The organism is Cellulomonas sp. ACRRI, assembly GCF_022346185.1.
Lineage (GTDB): Bacteria > Actinomycetota > Actinomycetes > Actinomycetales > Cellulomonadaceae > Cellulomonas.
This window is the reverse complement of record NZ_JAKRMS010000014.1, coordinates 1-16063: the sequence shown is the minus strand read 5'-3', so window position 1 is coordinate 16063 and position 16063 is coordinate 1. Positions and strand designations below refer to the sequence as shown.

Genomic DNA, 16063 nt, shown 5'->3' with positions numbered 1-16063 from the left:
ACCGTGACGTATGTGATCGCCCAGCCCTGCGTGGACGTCAAGGACAAGGCGTGCATCGAGGAGTGCCCGGTCGACTGCATCTACGAGGGCAAGCGGTCGCTGTACATCCACCCCGACGAGTGCGTGGACTGCGGCGCCTGCGAGCCGGTCTGCCCCGTCGAGGCCATCTACTACGAGGACGACGTCCCCGAGCAGTGGAGCGAGTACTACAAGGCCAACGTCGAGTTCTTCGACGACCTGGGCTCGCCCGGCGGCGCGGCGAAGATGGGCGTGATCGACAAGGACCACCCCGTCATCGCCACCCTGCCGCTCCAGGTGCACGGCGAGTAGGCCGCGTGGGCCTGCACACCGGCGCGCTGCCGGACTTCCCCTGGGACACCCTGACGGCGTACGGCGACCGAGCCCGCGCGCACCCGGACGGCATCGTCGACCTGTCGGTCGGCACGCCGGTCGACCCGACGCCCGAGGTGGTGCGCCGGGCGCTGGCCGACGCGGCCGACGCGCCGGGCTACCCGCAGACCTGGGGGACCCCCGCGCTCCGCGAGGCCGTCGTCGCCTGGTACGCCCGGCGCCGCGGCGTCCCCGACCTCGACCCCGCGGGCGTGCTGCCGACGGTCGGGTCGAAGGAGCTCGTGGCGCTGCTGCCCGCGCTGCTGCGCCTGGGCGCCGGCGACCTGGTCGCGCACCCCGCGGCGGCGTACCCGACCTACGACGTCGGCGCGCGGCTGGCCGGCGCCGAGCCGGTCGCGACCGACGACCCGGCCGCGCTGCTGGCCGGACCGGACGGCGACCGGGTGCGCCTGGTGTGGCTGAACTCCCCGGGCAACCCGGACGGCCGGGTCCTCGGCGTCGAGGAGCTGCGCGCGGTGGTCGAGGCCGCCCGTGCCGCCGCGGCCCGCACCGGGCGGCCGGTCGTGGTGGCCTCGGACGAGTGCTACGCCGAGCTGGCCTGGGACGAGCCGTGGGCGACCGACGGCGTGCCGAGCGTGCTGGACCCGCGGGTCACCGGCGGCGACGTCACGGGGCTGCTCGCGCTGTACTCGCTGTCCAAGCAGTCGAACCTCGCGGGGTACCGGGCGGCGTTCGCCGCGGGCGACCCGGCGCTGGTCGGCGACCTGCTCGCCACCCGCAAGCACGTCGGCATGATCGTGCCCGCCCCGGTGCAGGCCGCGATGACCGTCGCACTGGGCGACGACGCGCACGTGGCGGAGCAGCGCGAGCGGTACCGGGCGCGGCGCACCGCGCTGCTCGGGGCGCTGGGCGCCGCCGGGCTGGTCGTGGACCGGTCCGCCGCGGGGCTGTACCTGTGGGCCCGGCCGGCCGAGGGCGACGACGACTGCTGGGCCACCGTCGGCCGGCTCGCCGAGCGCGGGATCCTGGTCGCGCCGGGGTCGTTCTACGGCGCGCCGCGGCACGTGCGCGTGGCGCTGACCGGCACGGACGAGCGGATCGCGGCGGCGGCGGCGCGGCTCGCGGCGGTCGGCGCGCGCTGACCGCGGGGGCCGGCGCGCGGCGCTCCGTCGGCGGCCGTGCCCTGCGACGGGACGTGTGACTCTCGTCACAGCGCCTCGCGCCGCTCCCGGGATGGTTCCGCCCGCGGACGGCACGTAGCCTCGTCGCAGGCCGAGCCACCCCCGTGGCGCGCGCCCGCACCGCAGCGGCCGCCGGCACCTGACCTGCACGACCTCGCGGACCGGACCGAGGTCCGAGCCCCGCACACCGCCCGAGGAGGAGCGCCATGTCCGACGTCACCACCGAGCCTGTCCAGCTGGTCGTCGACGGCACCCCGCACGACCTGCCGGTGGTGCGCGCGACCGAGGGCAACGACGGCGTCGTCGTGTCGTCCCTGCTGCGCGAGACCGGCCTGGTCACCGTCGACCCCGGCTTCATGAACACGGCGTCCTGCGAGTCGCAGATCACGTACATCGACGGCGACGCGGGCATCCTGCGCTACCGCGGGTACCCGATCGACCAGCTCGCCGAGCGGTCGTCGTTCCTCGAGGTCGCCTACCTGCTGATCAACGGCGAGCTGCCGACGTCGGACCAGCTCGAGGCGTTCGTCGAGCGGATCAACCGGCACACGTTCGTGCACGAGAACTTCCGCACGTTCATGGGCACGTTCCCGTCCGGCGCGCACCCGATGGCCGTCATGTCGTCCGCGATCAACGCGCTGCCGACGTTCTACCCGGAGTCGCTCGACCCGTTCGACCCGGCGACCGTCGAGCTCGCGACCGTGCTGATCCTCGCCAAGACGCGGACCATCACGTCCTACCTGCACCGCACGTCCCGCGGGGAGCCGCTGCTGTACCCGGACTACTCGCGCGGGTACATCGAGGACTTCCTGCGGATGACGTTCGCCGTCCCGTACCAGCAGTACGACGTCGACCCCACGGTGGTGCGGGCGCTCGACAAGCTGCTCATCCTGCACGCGGACCACGAGCAGAACTGCTCGACCTCGACCGTCCGGATCGTCGGCTCCAGCCACGCGAACCTGTACGCCTCCGTGGCGGCCGGCATCAACGCGCTGTCCGGCCCGCTGCACGGCGGCGCCAACGAGGCCGTGCTCAGGATGCTCGCCGAGATCCAGGCGAACGGCGGCGACGCGACCGAGTTCATGCGCCGGGTGAAGAACAAGGAGCAGGGCGTCCGGCTCATGGGCTTCGGCCACCGGGTCTACAAGAACTACGACCCGCGCGCGGCCATCGTGAAGGAGAGCGCCGACGCCGTCCTCGCCGCCCTCGGCAAGGACAACGAGCTGCTGGACATCGCGCGCACCCTCGAGGAGATCGCGCTGTCCGACGAGTACTTCATCTCGCGCAAGCTCTACCCGAACGTCGACTTCTACACCGGCCTGATCTACAAGGCGATGGGCTTCGACGAGCGCATGTTCACCCCGCTGTTCGCGCTCGGCCGGATGCCGGGCTGGATCGCGCAGTGGCGGGAGATGATGACCGACCCGCAGACCAAGATCGGCCGGCCGCGCCAGGTGTACTCGGGCTCCCCGGAGCGGACCTTCGTCCCGGTCGAGGACCGCTGACCGCACCCCCGCCCGCGCGGGCGAGCGCTTCCCCCGGATCGGGTCGGACGAACCGGTCAGAACCCGACGACTCGGACCGATCCCGGGGGCATGTCGCCCACTGAGGCCGCGCACCATCGCGGCAGCGGCCGGCGGCCCGGACCCGCGCGGGGGCGACGCGGGGTGCGGCCGACCGGTGTCGAGCGGGCCTTCGGGCCCGAGGAGATCATCGTCTCCAAGACCGACCCCCGGGGGGTCGTCACCTACGCGAACGACGTGTTCGTGCGCGTGAGCGGGTACCCGGAGGACGAGATCCTCGGCGCGCCGCACAACCTGATCCGGCACCCGGCCATGCCGCGGGCGGTGTTCCGGCTGATGTGGGAGGTCATCCCCACCGGCCAGGAGCTGTTCGCCTACGTGCTGAACCTCGCGGCGGACGGCGGGCACTACTGGGTGCTCGCGCACGTCACCGCCTCGCGCGGGCCCGACGGGCGGGTCGTCGGGTACCACTCCAACCGCCGGTGGGTGCCGCCGGCCACGCGCCGCGCCGTCGGCGACCTCTACGCCCGGGTCCGGGCCGCCGAGGACGCGCAGCCGAGCACGCCGGACGCCCTCGCCGCGGGAGCCGCGGCGCTCGGCGTCGCCCTGGACGACGCCGGACTGACGTACGACGAGTGGGTGTGGTCGCTCGCCGGCCGCGACGACGCCGACGGGGGTGCCGCATGACCGCGACGACGACGGGGGCGCTGCCGGTGCTGCCGGTGCCGCCGGGCACGGACCGGGTCGGTGCCCCGGCGCGGGCGGGCCGTGACCGCCGGTGGTCCCGCGGCCGGGGACCGGGCGCGGGACCCGACGACGGCACCGCCGCGGCGCTGGAGGCGATCGCCGCGTTCTGCGACCGGATCGCGTCGGGCGACCTCGAGGGCCGGCTCCCCGTGCTCGACGGCGACGAGGCGGTGCAGCGCGCCCGCGGCTCGCTCAACCGGCTGGCCGACCTGGTGGACGCGTACGTCCGCGAGTCCCAGGCCTCGCTCACCGCCGCGGGCGAGGGGCGGTTCCACCGGCGGTTCCTGCGCCGCGGCCTGCCGGGGGCGTTCCGGGAGGGCGCCGCGCGGATCGACGGCGCGCGCGCCGGGCTGGAGGGCGCCGCGAGCCGCACCGCCCGGGACCGGGCGGAGCGGGCCGACCTCGCCGAGCGGCTGGTCGCCGTGGCCGAGCGGGTGGCGGAGAGCGCCCAGCGGCTCGCGTCGTCGGCCGCCGCGCTGGGCGCCGCAGCCGAGCAGGCGACGTCCGCGGCGCGGGACTCCCGGGCGACCGTCCGGGAGCTCGCCGACACCTCCGGGCAGATCGACGAGGCCGCGGGACTGGTCAAGGCGATCGCCAGCCGGACCCGGCTGCTCGCGCTGAACGCGACCATCGAGGCCGCGCGGGCGGGGGAGGCCGGGCGCGGGTTCGCGGTCGTGGCCGAGGAGGTCCGGGCGCTCGCCGACGACTCGGCGGGCCGGTCCGACGACATCGCGCGGCAGGTCGCCGAGGCGCAGGCGGTGGCCGACGACGCCGGCCGGGCCATCGGGCGGATCGACGAGATCGTGGCCGGCATGTCCGGCCAGGTCGAGGCGGTCGCGGCCGCGGCGGGCGGCGGCGCCGGCCCGGACGCGGGCCTGGCGGAGCTCGCGGAGCAGCTCCGGGAGGAGATCACCGCCTTCGCGGCCCTCCGCTGACCCGCGTCCGCCCGCGTCCGACCGTCCGATCGCCGAGATAGGACCCCCGCGCCGAGATAGGACCCCGGCGCGTCCTATCTCGGCGCGCAGGTCCTATCTCGGCGAGGTCGGCGGGCTGACCCCGCGCCCGGGGCGAGGGTGAGGGCGACCGTGCCCTCGGGGGCCGGGGCGGCGTCGGCCGCCGCGCCGCCCGCGGTCCAGCCGTCGCCCGCGCGGTCCCACCGGCTGTCGCCCACCTCGACCGCGTCGACGCCCAGCGCCTGGGCCGCGGCGACCGACCACTGCGCGACCGCCCAGGCGGCGCGCGCCGGGTCGCCGCCGGTCGCCGCAGTCAGACCCGCGACGTCCAGGAGCACGACCGGGCCCGCCGCCCCGTCCGCGGAGGCGTCGACCGCCGCCGAGACGGCGCCGCCGAAGTCCCGCTGCACGCGCGCCGCCACGGCGTCGACGTCGCCGGGCTCCGCGGGGTCGAGGTCGCAGTCGACGGCGGCGGGGGTCCAGCCGGTCAGCGCGGACGCCCACGCGCGCGACCGGCCCTCGTGCTGGGCGTACGCGTCCGGGAACCCCGAGCGCTGCACCGCCTGCGCGGCCTCCGTCACCGGCAGCTCGGTGTAGCCCGGCACCGCGACCAGCCCGTCGTAGAACTTCCCGGTCGAGTAGACCGGGTCCATGATCTGCTCGACGGTGCCCCAGCCCTGCGAGGGCCGCTGCTGGAACAGCCCGACGGAGTCCCGGTCGCCGTAGTCGATGTTGATGAGCCGGGACTCCTGCAGCGCGGTGGCGAGGCCGATCGTCGCGGCCCGCGCGGGCAGCCCGCGCTGCGCCGCGGTGGCGGTGATCAGCGCGGCGTTGTCGGCCTGGTCCGCGGACAGCGCCCACGCCGTGCCGTCGACGGTCGCGGTGCACCGCCGGGACGCGGGTGCGGGGGAGGTCCCGCCGAGGGCCCACACCACCGCGCCGACCGCCCCGGCCAGCAGGGCCAGGGCGGCCAGCGCCGCGCAGCCGAGGCGCGAGGCCGTGCCGCGACGGCGGGACACGGCGTCAGTTCGCGTGCAGGGCGGCGTTCAGCGTGATGCCGGTGCCGGTGCGGGCCACGGCCTCGACGCCGCCGGTGAGCGAGTTGCGGCGGAACAGCACGCCGTCGGAGCCGGACAGCTCGCGGGCCTTGACGACCCGCGGGGCGCCGTCGTCGCCGGTCTCGCCGACCAGGGTCACCTTGGTGCCGGCCGTCAGGTACAGGCCGGCCTCCACGACGCAGTCGTCGCCGAGCGAGACGCCGAGGCCGGCGTTCGCGCCCAGCAGGGAGCGCTCGCCGATCGACACCCGCTCGCGGCCGCCGCCGGACAGCGTGCCCATGATGGACGCCCCGCCGCCGATGTCGCTGCCCTCGCCCACGACGACGCCCTGGGAGATGCGGCCCTCGACCATCGACGTGCCCAGCGTGCCCGCGTTGAAGTTCACGAAGCCCTCGTGCATGACCGTGGTGCCGGAGGCGAGGTGCGCGCCGAGCCGGACCCGGTCGGCGTCCGCGATCCGCACGCCCTCGGGCAGGACGTAGTCGACCATGCGCGGGAACTTGTCGACCCCGAGGACCGTGACCGGCCGGCCGGTGGCGGCGCGCAGCCGGGCGCGGGTCAGCTCGAAGCCGTCGACCGCGCACGGGCCGTGGTCCGTCCACACGACGTTCGGCAGCACCGCGAAGATGCCGTCGAGGTTGAGCGTGTTCGGCGCCGCGAGCCGGTGGGACAGCAGGTGCAGCCGGAGGTAGGCGTCGGCGGTGTCGACCGGCTCGGCGTCCAGGTCCACGACGGTCAGCACGGTCTCGGTCCGGACCCCGCGGGCGGCGTCGACCGTGACCAGGGCCGCGAGCTCCTCGGGGCACTCCGCGGCGGGGGGCACGTCGCCCAGCGCGGGCCGCGGGTACCAGGCGTCCAGCGTGGCGGAGTCGGTGACGGTGGCCAGGCCCCATGCCCAGGCGGTGCGGTCGGTCATGGCGCCCAGCCTAGGGGCCGTCGGCGAGGGGGTGGTCGTCCGCGGGTAGGGTCGCGGGCGTGACGACGACCACCCCGCTGGACCTGACCGCCGACCTCACGACGCTCACCGCCGCGATCTGCGACATCGCCTCCGTGAGCGGCGACGAGCGGGCGCTGGCCGACGCGGTCGAGGCGGCGCTGCGCGCGTACCCGCACCTGGAGGTGCTGCGCGACGGCGACGCCGTGGTCGCGCGCACGCGCCTCGGCCGGTCGTCCCGGGTCGTGGTCGCCGGGCACATCGACACCGTGCCGGTCACCACGGACCCCGCGAACCTGCCGACCCGGCTCGAGGGTGCCGGCGCCGACGCGGTGCTGTGGGGCCGCGGCACGGTCGACATGAAGGGCGGCGTCGCCGTCCAGCTGGCGCTCGCGGCCGCGCTGACGGAGCCGACCCGCGACGTCACCTGGGTGTTCTACGACCACGAGGAGGTCGAGGCCTCCCTCAACGGCCTGGGCCGGATCGCGCGGGGGCACCCGGACTGGCTGGCCGCCGACTTCGCCGTCCTCTGCGAGCCGACCGACGCCGGCCTCGAGGGCGGCTGCAACGGCACCCTGCGCGCCGAGGTGCGGGTGCCGGGCGTGGCGGCGCACTCGGCGCGGGCGTGGACCGGCGTCAACGCCATCCACGGCGCGGCGCCGGTGCTGGCGCGCCTGGCGGCGTACGAGCCGGCCTCGGTCGAGGTCGACGGCCTGGTGTACCGCGAGGGGCTGAACGCCGTGCTGATCAGCGGGGGCGTGGCGACCAACGTCGTCCCCGACCGGTGCGTCGTCACCGTCAACTACCGGTTCGCCCCGTCCCGGTCCGAGGCGGAGGCGGAGGCGCACGTCCGGGAGCTGTTCGACGGCTTCGAGGTGGTGGTCACGGACGCCGCGGCCGGTGCCCGCCCCGGGTTGGACGACCCCGCCGCGGCCGAGTTCGCCGACGCGGTGCTCGGCGTGACCGGTGGTGCGCCGGCGCCCAAGTACGGCTGGACGGACGTCGCGCGCTTCTCCGCGCTCGGGGTGCCGGCGGTGAACTTCGGCCCCGGCGACCCGCTGCTCGCGCACAAGGACGACGAGCGCCTCCCGGTCGCCCAGCTCCGGCTGTGCCACGACGCGCTCCGGGCCTGGCTGACGGCCTGACGCCGCCGCCGCCGGGGGTTCACCCGCCCGTCCCCCGGGGTGCCCGCGCGTGCCCCGGCGCGGACCGTAGAGTCGGGGCCATGAGCGACGACGGCGTTCCCGTCCCCGGCTCGGGCTACCGCAAGGGGCCCGTCCTGCTGCGGCGCGGGCAGATCCCGACCACCACCTCCGACCAGCGGCTGCTGTCCGGCGGCGACGGCGCCGACTGGCTGCACGGCGACCCGTGGCGCGTGATGCGGATCCAGAGCGAGTTCGTGGAGGGCTTCGGCGCGCTCGCGGAGCTCGGCCCGGCGGTCAGCGTGTTCGGCTCGGCCCGCACGCTGCCCGAGCACCCGGACTTCGCGCTGGGCGAGGAGGTCGGCCGCCTGCTGGCCGAGGCGGGCTACGCGGTGATCACCGGCGGGGGCCCCGGCATCATGTCCGCGGCGAACAAGGGCGCCTCCGAGGCGGGCGGCCTGTCGGTCGGCCTCGGCATCGAGCTGCCGTTCGAGCAGGGCATGAACCCGTGGGTCGACCTCGGGGTCAACTTCCGCTACTTCTTCGCCCGCAAGACGATGTTCGTGAAGTACGCCGAGGGCTTCATCGTGCTGCCCGGCGGGTTCGGGACGTTCGACGAGCTGTTCGAGGCCCTCACCCTCGTCCAGACCCACAAGGTCACCGAGTTCCCGATCGTCCTGGTGGGCACCGACTACTGGCAGGGGCTGCTCGACTGGCTGGGCGGCCCGGTGCTGGACCGCGGCATGATCCGCGAGGCCGACCTGGAGCTGATCCGGCTGGTCGACGACCCGGAGGAGGCCGTGCGCATCGTGCGCGACCGCGGGATGGAGCTGCGCGCCGCCGAGCGCGCGGCGGCCGCGGAGGCGGAGCGGGCGCAGGAGCGGGCCGAGGCGGAGGTGGCCGACGAGGCGGAGGACGCCCCGGGTGGGCGCTGAGCCCGACCCCGGGGACCCCGGGGCCGCCGCACCCCCCGGCGTCCCCGCGCCCGGCGCGCCCCTGCTGCTGCGCGGCCGCTGGTTCGGCCCGGGCCACCCGGTCGTCATGGCGGTGGTGAACCGCACGCCGGACTCGTTCTACGCCGCCGCGCGGCACGACGACGCCGGGGCCGACGCGGCGGTCGCGCGCGCCGAGGAGGAGGGCGCCGACCTGGTCGACCTCGGCGGCGTGCGCGCCGGGCGCGGGCCGGCCGTCGACGTCGCCGAGGAGATCGCGCGCGTCGTGCCGCTCGTCGAGCGCGTCCGGCGGCGGCACCCGGACCTGCTGGTCAGCGTCGACACCTGGCGCGCCGAGGTCGCGCGGGCCGCGGCCGACGCGGGCGCCGACCTGCTGAACGACACGTGGGCCGGGCACGACCCGGCGCTGGTGGAGGTCGCCGCCGAGCGCGGGCTGGGCGTGGTGTGCTCGCACACCGGCGGGCTGCCGCCGCGCACCGACCCGCTGCGGGTGTCGTACCCGCTGCCGGCCGACGCGCCCGCCGGCGCCGACCCGCGGGACGGGGTGCTGCTCGACGTGCTCGCCACGCTGCGCACCGCCGCCGCGCGGGCCGTGGACCTCGGGGTGCACCCGGCGAGCGTGCTGGTCGACCCGACGCACGACTTCGGCAAGAGCACCTGGCACTCGCTGCACCTGGTCCGGCGCACCGCGGCGCTCACCGCGCTCGGGCACCCGGTGCTCGTCGCCCTGTCCCGGAAGGACTTCGTGGGGGAGACGCTCGACCTGCCCCCGGAGGACCGGCTGGAGGGCACCCTGGCCGCGACGTCGCTGGCCGCCTGGCTCGGCGCGCGGGTGTTCCGCGCGCACGACGTGCGGGCCACGCGGCGGACGGTGGACATGGTCGCCGCCCTGCGCGGGGACGCGCCGCCGGCGCGCGCCGTCCGGGGCCTGGCGTGACGGCACCGGCCACGGCCCCCGCCCGCCGCGCCCTCGACCCCCGCACCTGGCCGTGGTGGGTGCAGGCGCTCGCGGTGTACGCCGCGGCCCGCGCCTTCTCCGCCGTCGTGCTGCTGGTCGTCGCCACCCGGCAGGCGGCGAGCGGCTGGACCGGCGCGTCCCCCGGGTACGCCGACTACACGGGCCTGATGTGGGACGCGACCTGGTACCGGACGATCGCCGAGGGCGGCTACCCGGCGGAGCTCCCGGTCGGCGCCGACGGCCTGGTGCAGCAGAACGCGTGGGCGTTCTTCCCGCTCTACCCGTTCGTCGTCCGCGCGGTGATGTCCGTGACCGGCGGGTCCTGGGCCGTCGTCGCCCCGACGGTGTCGCTGCTCGCGGGCGCCGGGGCGGTGCTGCTCGTGCACCGCGTCGTGGTGCGCGGGGCCCCGCGCGCGGTCGCCGCCCGCCCGGGCCTGCCGCTGGCGACGGTGCTGCTGGTCAGCGTCTTCCCGACGTCGGTGGTGCTGCAGGTCGGGTACACCGAGTCGCTGGCGCTGCTGCTGGTCGCCGCGTCGCTGCTCGCCGTCGTCACCCGGCGGTACGGCTGGGCGTGCGCCGCGGTGCTCGCGCTCGGGTTCACCCGCGCCGTCGCGCTGCCGATGGCCGTCGTGGTCGCCGTGCACGCGCTGGTGCGGTGGCGGGAGTGGCGGACGGCCGGGGAGCGTCCGCGCGGCCGGGACCTCGCGGGCATCGCGGCCGTGGGGGTGGCCGCCGTGGTGTCGGGCGTCGCGTGGCTCGCGATCTGCGGCTGGGTCACCGGCGTGCCCGACGCGTACCTGCAGACCCAGGAGGCCTGGCGCGGCGCCGCCACGACCGCGCCGTTCGCCGGGTGGTCGTACGTGCCGGCGTTCTGGTTCGGCGACGCGGCGCCGCTCGTGGTGCTCGCGGCGGCCGCGTTCGTGATCGCCTGCCTGGTCACGCCGTCGGCGTGGCGGCTGGGCCGGGAGCTGCACGCCTGGTCCGCCGCGTACCTGCTGTACCTCGCGGCGGCGGTGGAGCCCGGGAGCAGCCTGGCCCGGTTCCTGCTCCTGGCGTTCCCGATCGGCGCCGCGACCGCGGGCGTGGTGACCCGGCCGCGCGCGGCCCGCTGGGCGTGGACCGGCGCCGTGGTGGTCCTCATGCTCGTGCTCCAGGTGGTGTGGATCTGGCACATCTGGCGGTTCGTGCCGCCGTCCGGCTGGCCGCCGTGACCCGTCGCCACCGCCCCCGTCCGCGGGGTGCCGTCGGGGCTCCGCGGGCGCTCCGCCGGGACGCCGAGACCCCGCCGCAGGGGCCTGACGAGCGGCTTGGCGCACCCGCCGCGCGAGGACGGCCCCGCCTTGTCGCCCCGGTGAACTAGACTGCGGGTTGGACATCCGGGAGCCGGAGGCCCGCGTCCGCCCGTCCCGCCCCCCGCGGACGCGGCGGTACCGGGCGCCCGGGAGCCCAGCTGACGACGCGAAGGAGAGCCCCGCATGGCCGCGATGAAGCCGAGGACTGGTGACGGTCCGCTCGAGGTGACCAAGGAGGGCCGCGGCATCGTCATGCGGGTCCCGCTCGAGGGCGGTGGCCGACTCGTCGTCGAGCTCAACGCGACCGAGGCCCAGGAGCTCGGCGAGGCCCTGACCTCCGTCGTCTCCTGACCGCGCGGGACCCGCTTCCGACGTGGCTCGTTCCCTGACCCCGCCCACGGTGCGCATCGGCCGCGCGGTCCCGGCGGTCGGCCTCGCGGCCGGCTCGCTGGCGACCTCGGACCTGCTGCTCGAGGCCGACGTCGACGCGGTGGCCGTCCCGGTCGCCCCCGCGGCGCCGGACGACACCGACCTCCAGCCCGGGCGCGGCACCGCGGACGCGGCGGCGCGCTACGGCATCGACCTGGCCGAGCTCGCGGAGCGCGCCGGCCTCACCGGCGCCGCGGGCGAGGCGTGGACGCTGCTGCTCCCGCGCCCCGTCGGCAGCGCCGGCGGCGACCTGCCCTGGGCGGGTCTGCCGCGCCGGCTCGTGCTGGTCGGGGTCGGCGACGGCACGCCGGACCAGCTCCGGCGGGCCGGCGCCGCCCTGGCGCGCGCCACCCGCGGCCTGCGCCGCGTGCTCACGACCGTCGGCACCGAGCCCGGCGCCGACGGCCCGCGCGCGGTCCGCGCGTTCGCGGAGGGCTACCTGCTGGCCGCCTACCGCGTGCAGCGGATCGGTGCGCCCGCCTCGCCGACGGAGGCGCCGGCCGAGCGGCTGGTGGTCGTCGGCCGGGAGGGCGTCCGGGTGCAGGCCGCGCTCGACGAGGCCGTGCGCGGTGCGACCGCCACCTGGCTGGTGCGCGACCTCGCCAACACCCCGTCCAGCACCAAGGACCCGGCCTGGGTCGCCGACCGCGCGTCGGAGCTGGCCCGCGCGGCCGGCCTGCGGGTCGAGGTGCTCGGCCCGCGCGAGCTCGAGGCCCAGGGCTTCGGCGGCATCCTCGCCGTCGGCGCCGGGTCGGCGTCCCCGCCGCGCCTGGTCACGGTCTCCTACGACCCGGCGGGCCCGGCCGGCACCGCGGGTCGTCGCCGGCAGCACGTCGTGGTCGTCGGCAAGGGCATCACCTACGACACCGGCGGCCTGTCCATCAAGCCGCGCGAGGCGATGGTGCCGATGAAGACCGACATGGCCGGCGCCGCCGTCGCGCTCGCGACCGTGCTCGGCGCCGCCGCCGCCGAGGTGCCGCACCGGGTCACCGCGGTGCTGCCGCTCGCGGAGAACCACGTCGGGGCCGCGTCGTACCGCCCGGGTGACGTCCTGCGGATGTGGGGCGGGCGCACGGTCGAGATCGCGAACACCGACGCCGAGGGCCGCCTGGTGCTCGGCGACGCGCTGGCGTGGGCCGCCGCGACGCTCGACCCGGACGTGCTCGTGGACGTCGCGACGCTGACCGGCGCCGCCAGCCTCGGGCTCGGCAAGCAGCACGGCGCGCTGTACGCCACGGACCCGCGGCTCGCCGCGGCGCTCGAGGCCGCGGCGGCCGAGTCGGGCGAGCCCGTCTGGTCGATGCCGCTCGTCGAGGACTACGCCGACGCGGTGCGGTCCACGGTGGCCGACCTGCGGCACGTCCCGCAGGACGCGAAGTACGGCGCCGGGTCGATCACCGCGGCGCTGTTCCTGCGCGAGTTCGTGGGCACCCGGACGTGGGCGCACCTCGACATCGCCGGCCCCGCGCGGGCGACGGCGGACCGGCACGAGGTCACCGAGGGCGCGACCGGCTTCGGTGCGCGCCTGCTGCTGCGCTGGCTCGCGGCGCTGCGCTGAGCCGGGCCGCACGCCGCCCGGCCGACGACGCGGACGGCCGCCCACCCCGCGGGGTGGGCGGCCGTCCGCGTGCCGGGCCCCGGGATCAGCGGCGCACCGCCACCAGCAGGCCGTCGCCGACGGGCAGCATCGCCGGCATCAGCCGGTCGTCCTCCCGCACCAGCCGGCCCGTCTCGCGCACGAGCGTCGTCGCCTCGTCGCGCCGGGCCGGGTCGGCGACCCGGTCGTGCCACAGCGCGTCGTCGACGGCCAGCACGCCGCCCGGCCGCAGCAGCCGCACGGCGCGCTCGACGTACGCCGGGTAGCTCTCCACGTCGGCGTCCACGAACACCAGGTCGTACGCCCCGTCGGTCAGCCGCGGCAGCACGTCGAGCGCCCGGCCGGAGATGGTGCGGGTGCGCGCCGCGCGGACGCCCTCCTCGGCGAACGCCTGCTTGGCCGCGCGCTGGTGCTCCACCTCGACGTCGATGGTGGTGAGCACGCCGTCGGACGGCATCCCGCGCAGCAGGTGCAGGCCGCTGACGCCCGCGCCCGTGCCCACCTCGACCACGGCGCGCGCCCGGGACGCGGCGGCCAGCACGGTGAGCGCGGCGCCGGTGCCGGGCTGCACGGGCGTGCAGCCGAGCTCGCCGGCGCGGTCCCGCGCGCGCAGCAGGGTGTCGTCCTCGGGGACGAATCCCTCGGCGTAGACCCAGCTCGCGGCCTTGTCGGTGGCGATGGTGTCCTCCTGGTCGAAGGTGGTGCGCGCCGGGTGCGGCGGGCCGTGCGCGGACGTGGCGCCGGCGCGGGCCAGCCTAGTGCGCGCGGCGGGCGGGCGGCCCGCGGCGCCCCGCGGCCTCACCCGCGCGCGGGGGAACCGGGCGGGACCTGTGCGCGTTGTGCGCAAGAAGGGGTGGACCCGGTTCGCACCGGGCCCCGTGCCCTGGGACACTGGGTCCCTGGGACTCCGCGCCGCACCCGCGGCCCCCGAACAGAAGGACGTGGATGGCGACCTCGTTGCCCGATCCGGACTGGCAGCCCCCCACCTGGGAGGCGATCGTCCGGGAGCACTCCGCGCGCGTCTACCGCCTCGCCTACCGGCTGACCGGCAACCGGCACGACGCCGAGGACCTCACGCAGGAGGTGTTCGTCCGCGTCTTCCGGTCGCTGTCGACGTACACCCCCGGGACGTTCGAGGGCTGGCTGCACCGGATCACGACCAACCTGTTCCTCGACGGCGCCCGCCGCCGCCAGCGCATCCGCATGGACGCGATGGGCGAGGACGGCGACCGCTACCCGGCGACCGGGGCCGGCCCCGAGCGCGCCTTCGAGCACGAGAACCTCGACGTCGACGTGCAGCGCGCCCTCGACGAGCTGCCCCCGGAGTACCGCGCCGCCGTGGTGCTGTGCGACATCGAGGGGCTGTCGTACGAGGAGATCGCGGTGACCCTCGGCATCAAGCTCGGCACCGTGCGCTCGCGCATCCACCGCGCCCGCGCGCGGCTGCGGGTGGCGCTCGAGCACCGTGCGCCCTCGGCGACGCGCGCGGTGGCGGCGGAGCCGGCGGTCGACCCCGCCGAGGTGACGGCCCCGGCGGGCGCCCGGTGAGCGCCCACCTCGGCGACCGCGTGAGCGCGCTGGTCGACGGCCAGCTCGCCCCCGCCGCCGCGGAGCGCGCCCTCGCGCACGTCGCGGGCTGCGCACGGTGCGCGGCCGACCTCGCCGCGGCGCGCGCCGCTCGCCGCGTGCTGTCCGGCTGCGACGACGTCCGGCCCGCGGGCGACCTCACGGCCCGGCTGCTCGCCCTGGGCGGCGCCCCCGTGCCCCCGGGTGCCGACGCCGCCGCGCGCCCGGGCGACGCGCGGCCGATGGACCCGTTCGTGCCGCCGTCGGCCGTGCGCGGCGCCGCGGCGTTCACCGGCGCGCCGTCGTCCGCGGCCGCCGGCATCGGGGGGCTGCTCGGCGGGCGCGGTCCGTTCGGCGAGGGTGTCCTCGGCGGGCGGTCCGTGCTCGGTGCGCACTCCGTCCTGGGCGGCTCCGTGCTCGGCTCCCGGCGGCTGCTGGGCGACCGCCCGGTCGTCGGCAGCGCTCCGGCGACGACGGCCCCCGGCGCGACCCGCCGCGGCCTGCGGGCGGCGGTGGGGTCGATCACCGGGCTCGGCGTCGTCGCGGTCGGGCTGTTCCTGCTGGGCGACCGCCCGACCGTCGCCCCGGTCTCCGAGTCCACCGAGGCGCTGTCGCTGCTCGGTGACGCCGGACCCGCCGCGCTGCCCGTGATCGCCGCCGGGTCCGAGGGCGCCGCACCCGCCGCGGGCGCGACGACCCAGGACTACCTCGACTGGATGCGCGCCGAGGGCTGGACCTGCCCCGAGCAGGTCCCCGCCGGCTGGGCGGTCACCGCCGTGCACCTGCGGGACGACGGCGGCACGCTCGAGGTGGACCTGTCCGGGCCGACCGGGGACGTCGTCGTCACCGAGCAGCACGGCCGGCTCGACGTCTCGGCGCTCACCGCCGCGGAGCCGATCGACGTCGAGGGCCGCACCGTGTACCTGCTGTCCGCCGAGCCCTGGCACGCCGCCTGGCAGTCGGGGGACACCGTCGTCGAGGTCGTGTCGTCGCGCACCGGCCCCGGCGCCGCCGCCGTGGTCGCGCAGTTCCCCGAGGGCGAGTTCGACGCCGGCCTGAGCGCCCGGCTGACCCGCGGGTGGGACACCTTCGCCACCGCGGTGCACCTGCCGTGACCGCGCCCGACGAGCACGGCCGGCCGGCGGACCCGCCGCAGGACCGGGTGGGGCAGGCGGGGCACCGACCCGCGGTCGCCGACCCGTACGCGCCGCCGCCGGCCGCCCCGCGGGGCTGGACGCCCCCGCCCGCCTGGAGGGCGCCGTCGGGCGCGGGGACCGGGACCCTGCCGGCCGGTGCGCCGCCGCAGCCCCCGTCCGGGTGGGGCTCGCCGGCCCCCTGGGGCGCGCCCGGCGGCGCCCTCCAGGGGGGCGGGGGCGTCC

General features: G+C 77.4%; 16 protein-coding genes. 13 read left to right on the top strand and 3 right to left on the bottom strand.

What is annotated here, in order from left to right; all coding sequences use genetic code 11:
- Positions 1-3: 3 nt before the first annotated feature.
- The 5 genes from fdxA (at position 4) to MHY85_RS04855 (ending at position 4737) form a co-directional block, all read left to right on the top strand.
- Complete coding sequence (fdxA, locus tag MHY85_RS04875; protein ID WP_154729855.1) at positions 4-330, top strand: ferredoxin; 327 nt, start codon at positions 4-6, stop codon at positions 328-330.
- Positions 331-335: 5 nt separating this feature from the next.
- The gene (dapC, locus tag MHY85_RS04870; RefSeq protein ID WP_239193664.1) at positions 336-1493 is read left to right on the top strand and encodes a succinyldiaminopimelate transaminase; all 1158 of its coding nucleotides are present in this window, start codon (positions 336-338) and stop codon (positions 1491-1493) included.
- A 245-nt stretch (positions 1494-1738) separates the two neighbouring features.
- Positions 1739-3037, top strand: a complete 1299-nt coding sequence (locus tag MHY85_RS04865) for a citrate synthase (protein WP_239193662.1) — start codon at positions 1739-1741, stop codon at positions 3035-3037.
- 162 nt (positions 3038-3199) lie between these two features.
- Entirely contained in the window at positions 3200-3742 is a 543-nt protein-coding gene (locus tag MHY85_RS04860) for a PAS domain-containing protein (protein ID WP_239193657.1), read from the top strand.
- Positions 3739-4737, top strand: a complete 999-nt coding sequence (locus MHY85_RS04855; protein WP_239193655.1) for a methyl-accepting chemotaxis protein — start codon at positions 3739-3741, stop codon at positions 4735-4737. Before MHY85_RS04860 ends, MHY85_RS04855 begins: the two co-directional genes overlap by 4 nt.
- Before the next feature lie 74 nt (positions 4738-4811).
- Here MHY85_RS04855 and MHY85_RS04850 read toward each other — a convergent pair whose 3' ends face one another.
- Both MHY85_RS04850 and dapD read right to left on the bottom strand, forming a co-directional pair.
- Positions 4812-5774, bottom strand: a complete 963-nt coding sequence (locus MHY85_RS04850; protein ID WP_239193653.1) for a hypothetical protein — start codon at positions 5772-5774, stop codon at positions 4812-4814.
- A 4-nt stretch (positions 5775-5778) separates the two neighbouring features.
- Positions 5779-6729 carry a 2,3,4,5-tetrahydropyridine-2,6-dicarboxylate N-succinyltransferase gene (gene dapD, locus MHY85_RS04845; RefSeq protein ID WP_239193651.1) on the bottom strand — a complete coding sequence of 317 codons (951 nt, stop codon included), beginning with the start codon at positions 6727-6729 and terminating at the stop codon, positions 5779-5781.
- A 59-nt stretch (positions 6730-6788) separates the two neighbouring features.
- On the opposite strand from dapD, the gene dapE reads away from it, so the two are divergent.
- The 6 genes from dapE to MHY85_RS04815 all read left to right on the top strand — a co-directional run bounded on the left by dapE (position 6789) and on the right by MHY85_RS04815 (position 13079).
- Positions 6789-7892, top strand: coding sequence for a succinyl-diaminopimelate desuccinylase (dapE, locus tag MHY85_RS04840; RefSeq protein ID WP_239193649.1), 1104 nt, complete (start codon positions 6789-6791; stop codon positions 7890-7892).
- 80 nt (positions 7893-7972) lie between these two features.
- Positions 7973-8824: a TIGR00730 family Rossman fold protein gene (locus MHY85_RS04835; RefSeq protein WP_239193647.1), complete on the top strand. Its 852-nt coding sequence runs from the start codon at positions 7973-7975 to the stop codon at positions 8822-8824.
- Positions 8814-9779 (top strand): dihydropteroate synthase, encoded by a 966-nt coding sequence (folP, locus tag MHY85_RS04830; RefSeq protein WP_239193645.1) that lies wholly within the window; start codon positions 8814-8816, stop codon positions 9777-9779. The genes MHY85_RS04835 and folP overlap by 11 nt, the downstream gene beginning before the upstream one ends.
- Positions 9776-11011: a hypothetical protein gene (locus tag MHY85_RS04825; RefSeq protein WP_239193643.1), complete on the top strand. Its 1236-nt coding sequence runs from the start codon at positions 9776-9778 to the stop codon at positions 11009-11011. Before folP ends, MHY85_RS04825 begins: the two co-directional genes overlap by 4 nt.
- Before the next feature lie 264 nt (positions 11012-11275).
- Positions 11276-11443 carry a DUF3117 domain-containing protein gene (locus MHY85_RS04820; protein WP_082812748.1) on the top strand — a complete coding sequence of 56 codons (168 nt, stop codon included), beginning with the start codon at positions 11276-11278 and terminating at the stop codon, positions 11441-11443.
- Between the two features lie 22 nt (positions 11444-11465).
- Positions 11466-13079, top strand: coding sequence for a M17 family metallopeptidase (locus tag MHY85_RS04815; RefSeq protein ID WP_239193641.1), 1614 nt, complete (start codon positions 11466-11468; stop codon positions 13077-13079).
- 85 nt (positions 13080-13164) lie between these two features.
- Here MHY85_RS04815 and MHY85_RS04810 read toward each other — a convergent pair whose 3' ends face one another.
- Positions 13165-13797 carry an O-methyltransferase gene (locus MHY85_RS04810; RefSeq protein ID WP_154731171.1) on the bottom strand — a complete coding sequence of 211 codons (633 nt, stop codon included), beginning with the start codon at positions 13795-13797 and terminating at the stop codon, positions 13165-13167.
- Between the two features lie 266 nt (positions 13798-14063).
- Here MHY85_RS04810 and sigE point away from each other — a divergent pair, with 266 nt between their 5' ends.
- Both sigE and MHY85_RS04800 read left to right on the top strand, forming a co-directional pair.
- Positions 14064-14666 (top strand): RNA polymerase sigma factor SigE, encoded by a 603-nt coding sequence (gene sigE, locus MHY85_RS04805; RefSeq protein WP_239193639.1) that lies wholly within the window; start codon positions 14064-14066, stop codon positions 14664-14666.
- The gene (locus MHY85_RS04800) at positions 14663-15799 is read left to right on the top strand and encodes a zf-HC2 domain-containing protein (protein ID WP_239193637.1); all 1137 of its coding nucleotides are present in this window, start codon (positions 14663-14665) and stop codon (positions 15797-15799) included. Before sigE ends, MHY85_RS04800 begins: the two co-directional genes overlap by 4 nt.
- Positions 15800-16063 lie beyond the last annotated feature (264 nt).

What these genes read in the sequence shown, in the direction of transcription:
- MHY85_RS04855 (WP_239193655.1), top strand. Translation starts at nt 3,739, where the DNA reads ATGACCGCGACGACGACGGGGGCGCTGCCGGTGCTGCCGGTGCCGCCG.
- dapD (WP_239193651.1), bottom strand. Translation starts at nt 6,729, where the DNA reads ATGACCGACCGCACCGCCTGGGCATGGGGCCTGGCCACCGTCACCGAC.
- sigE (WP_239193639.1), top strand. Translation starts at nt 14,064, where the DNA reads ATGGCGACCTCGTTGCCCGATCCGGACTGGCAGCCCCCCACCTGGGAG.
- MHY85_RS04820 (WP_082812748.1), top strand. Translation starts at nt 11,276, where the DNA reads ATGGCCGCGATGAAGCCGAGGACTGGTGACGGTCCGCTCGAGGTGACC.
- MHY85_RS04835 (WP_239193647.1), top strand. Translation starts at nt 7,973, where the DNA reads ATGAGCGACGACGGCGTTCCCGTCCCCGGCTCGGGCTACCGCAAGGGG.
- MHY85_RS04865 (WP_239193662.1), top strand. Translation starts at nt 1,739, where the DNA reads ATGTCCGACGTCACCACCGAGCCTGTCCAGCTGGTCGTCGACGGCACC.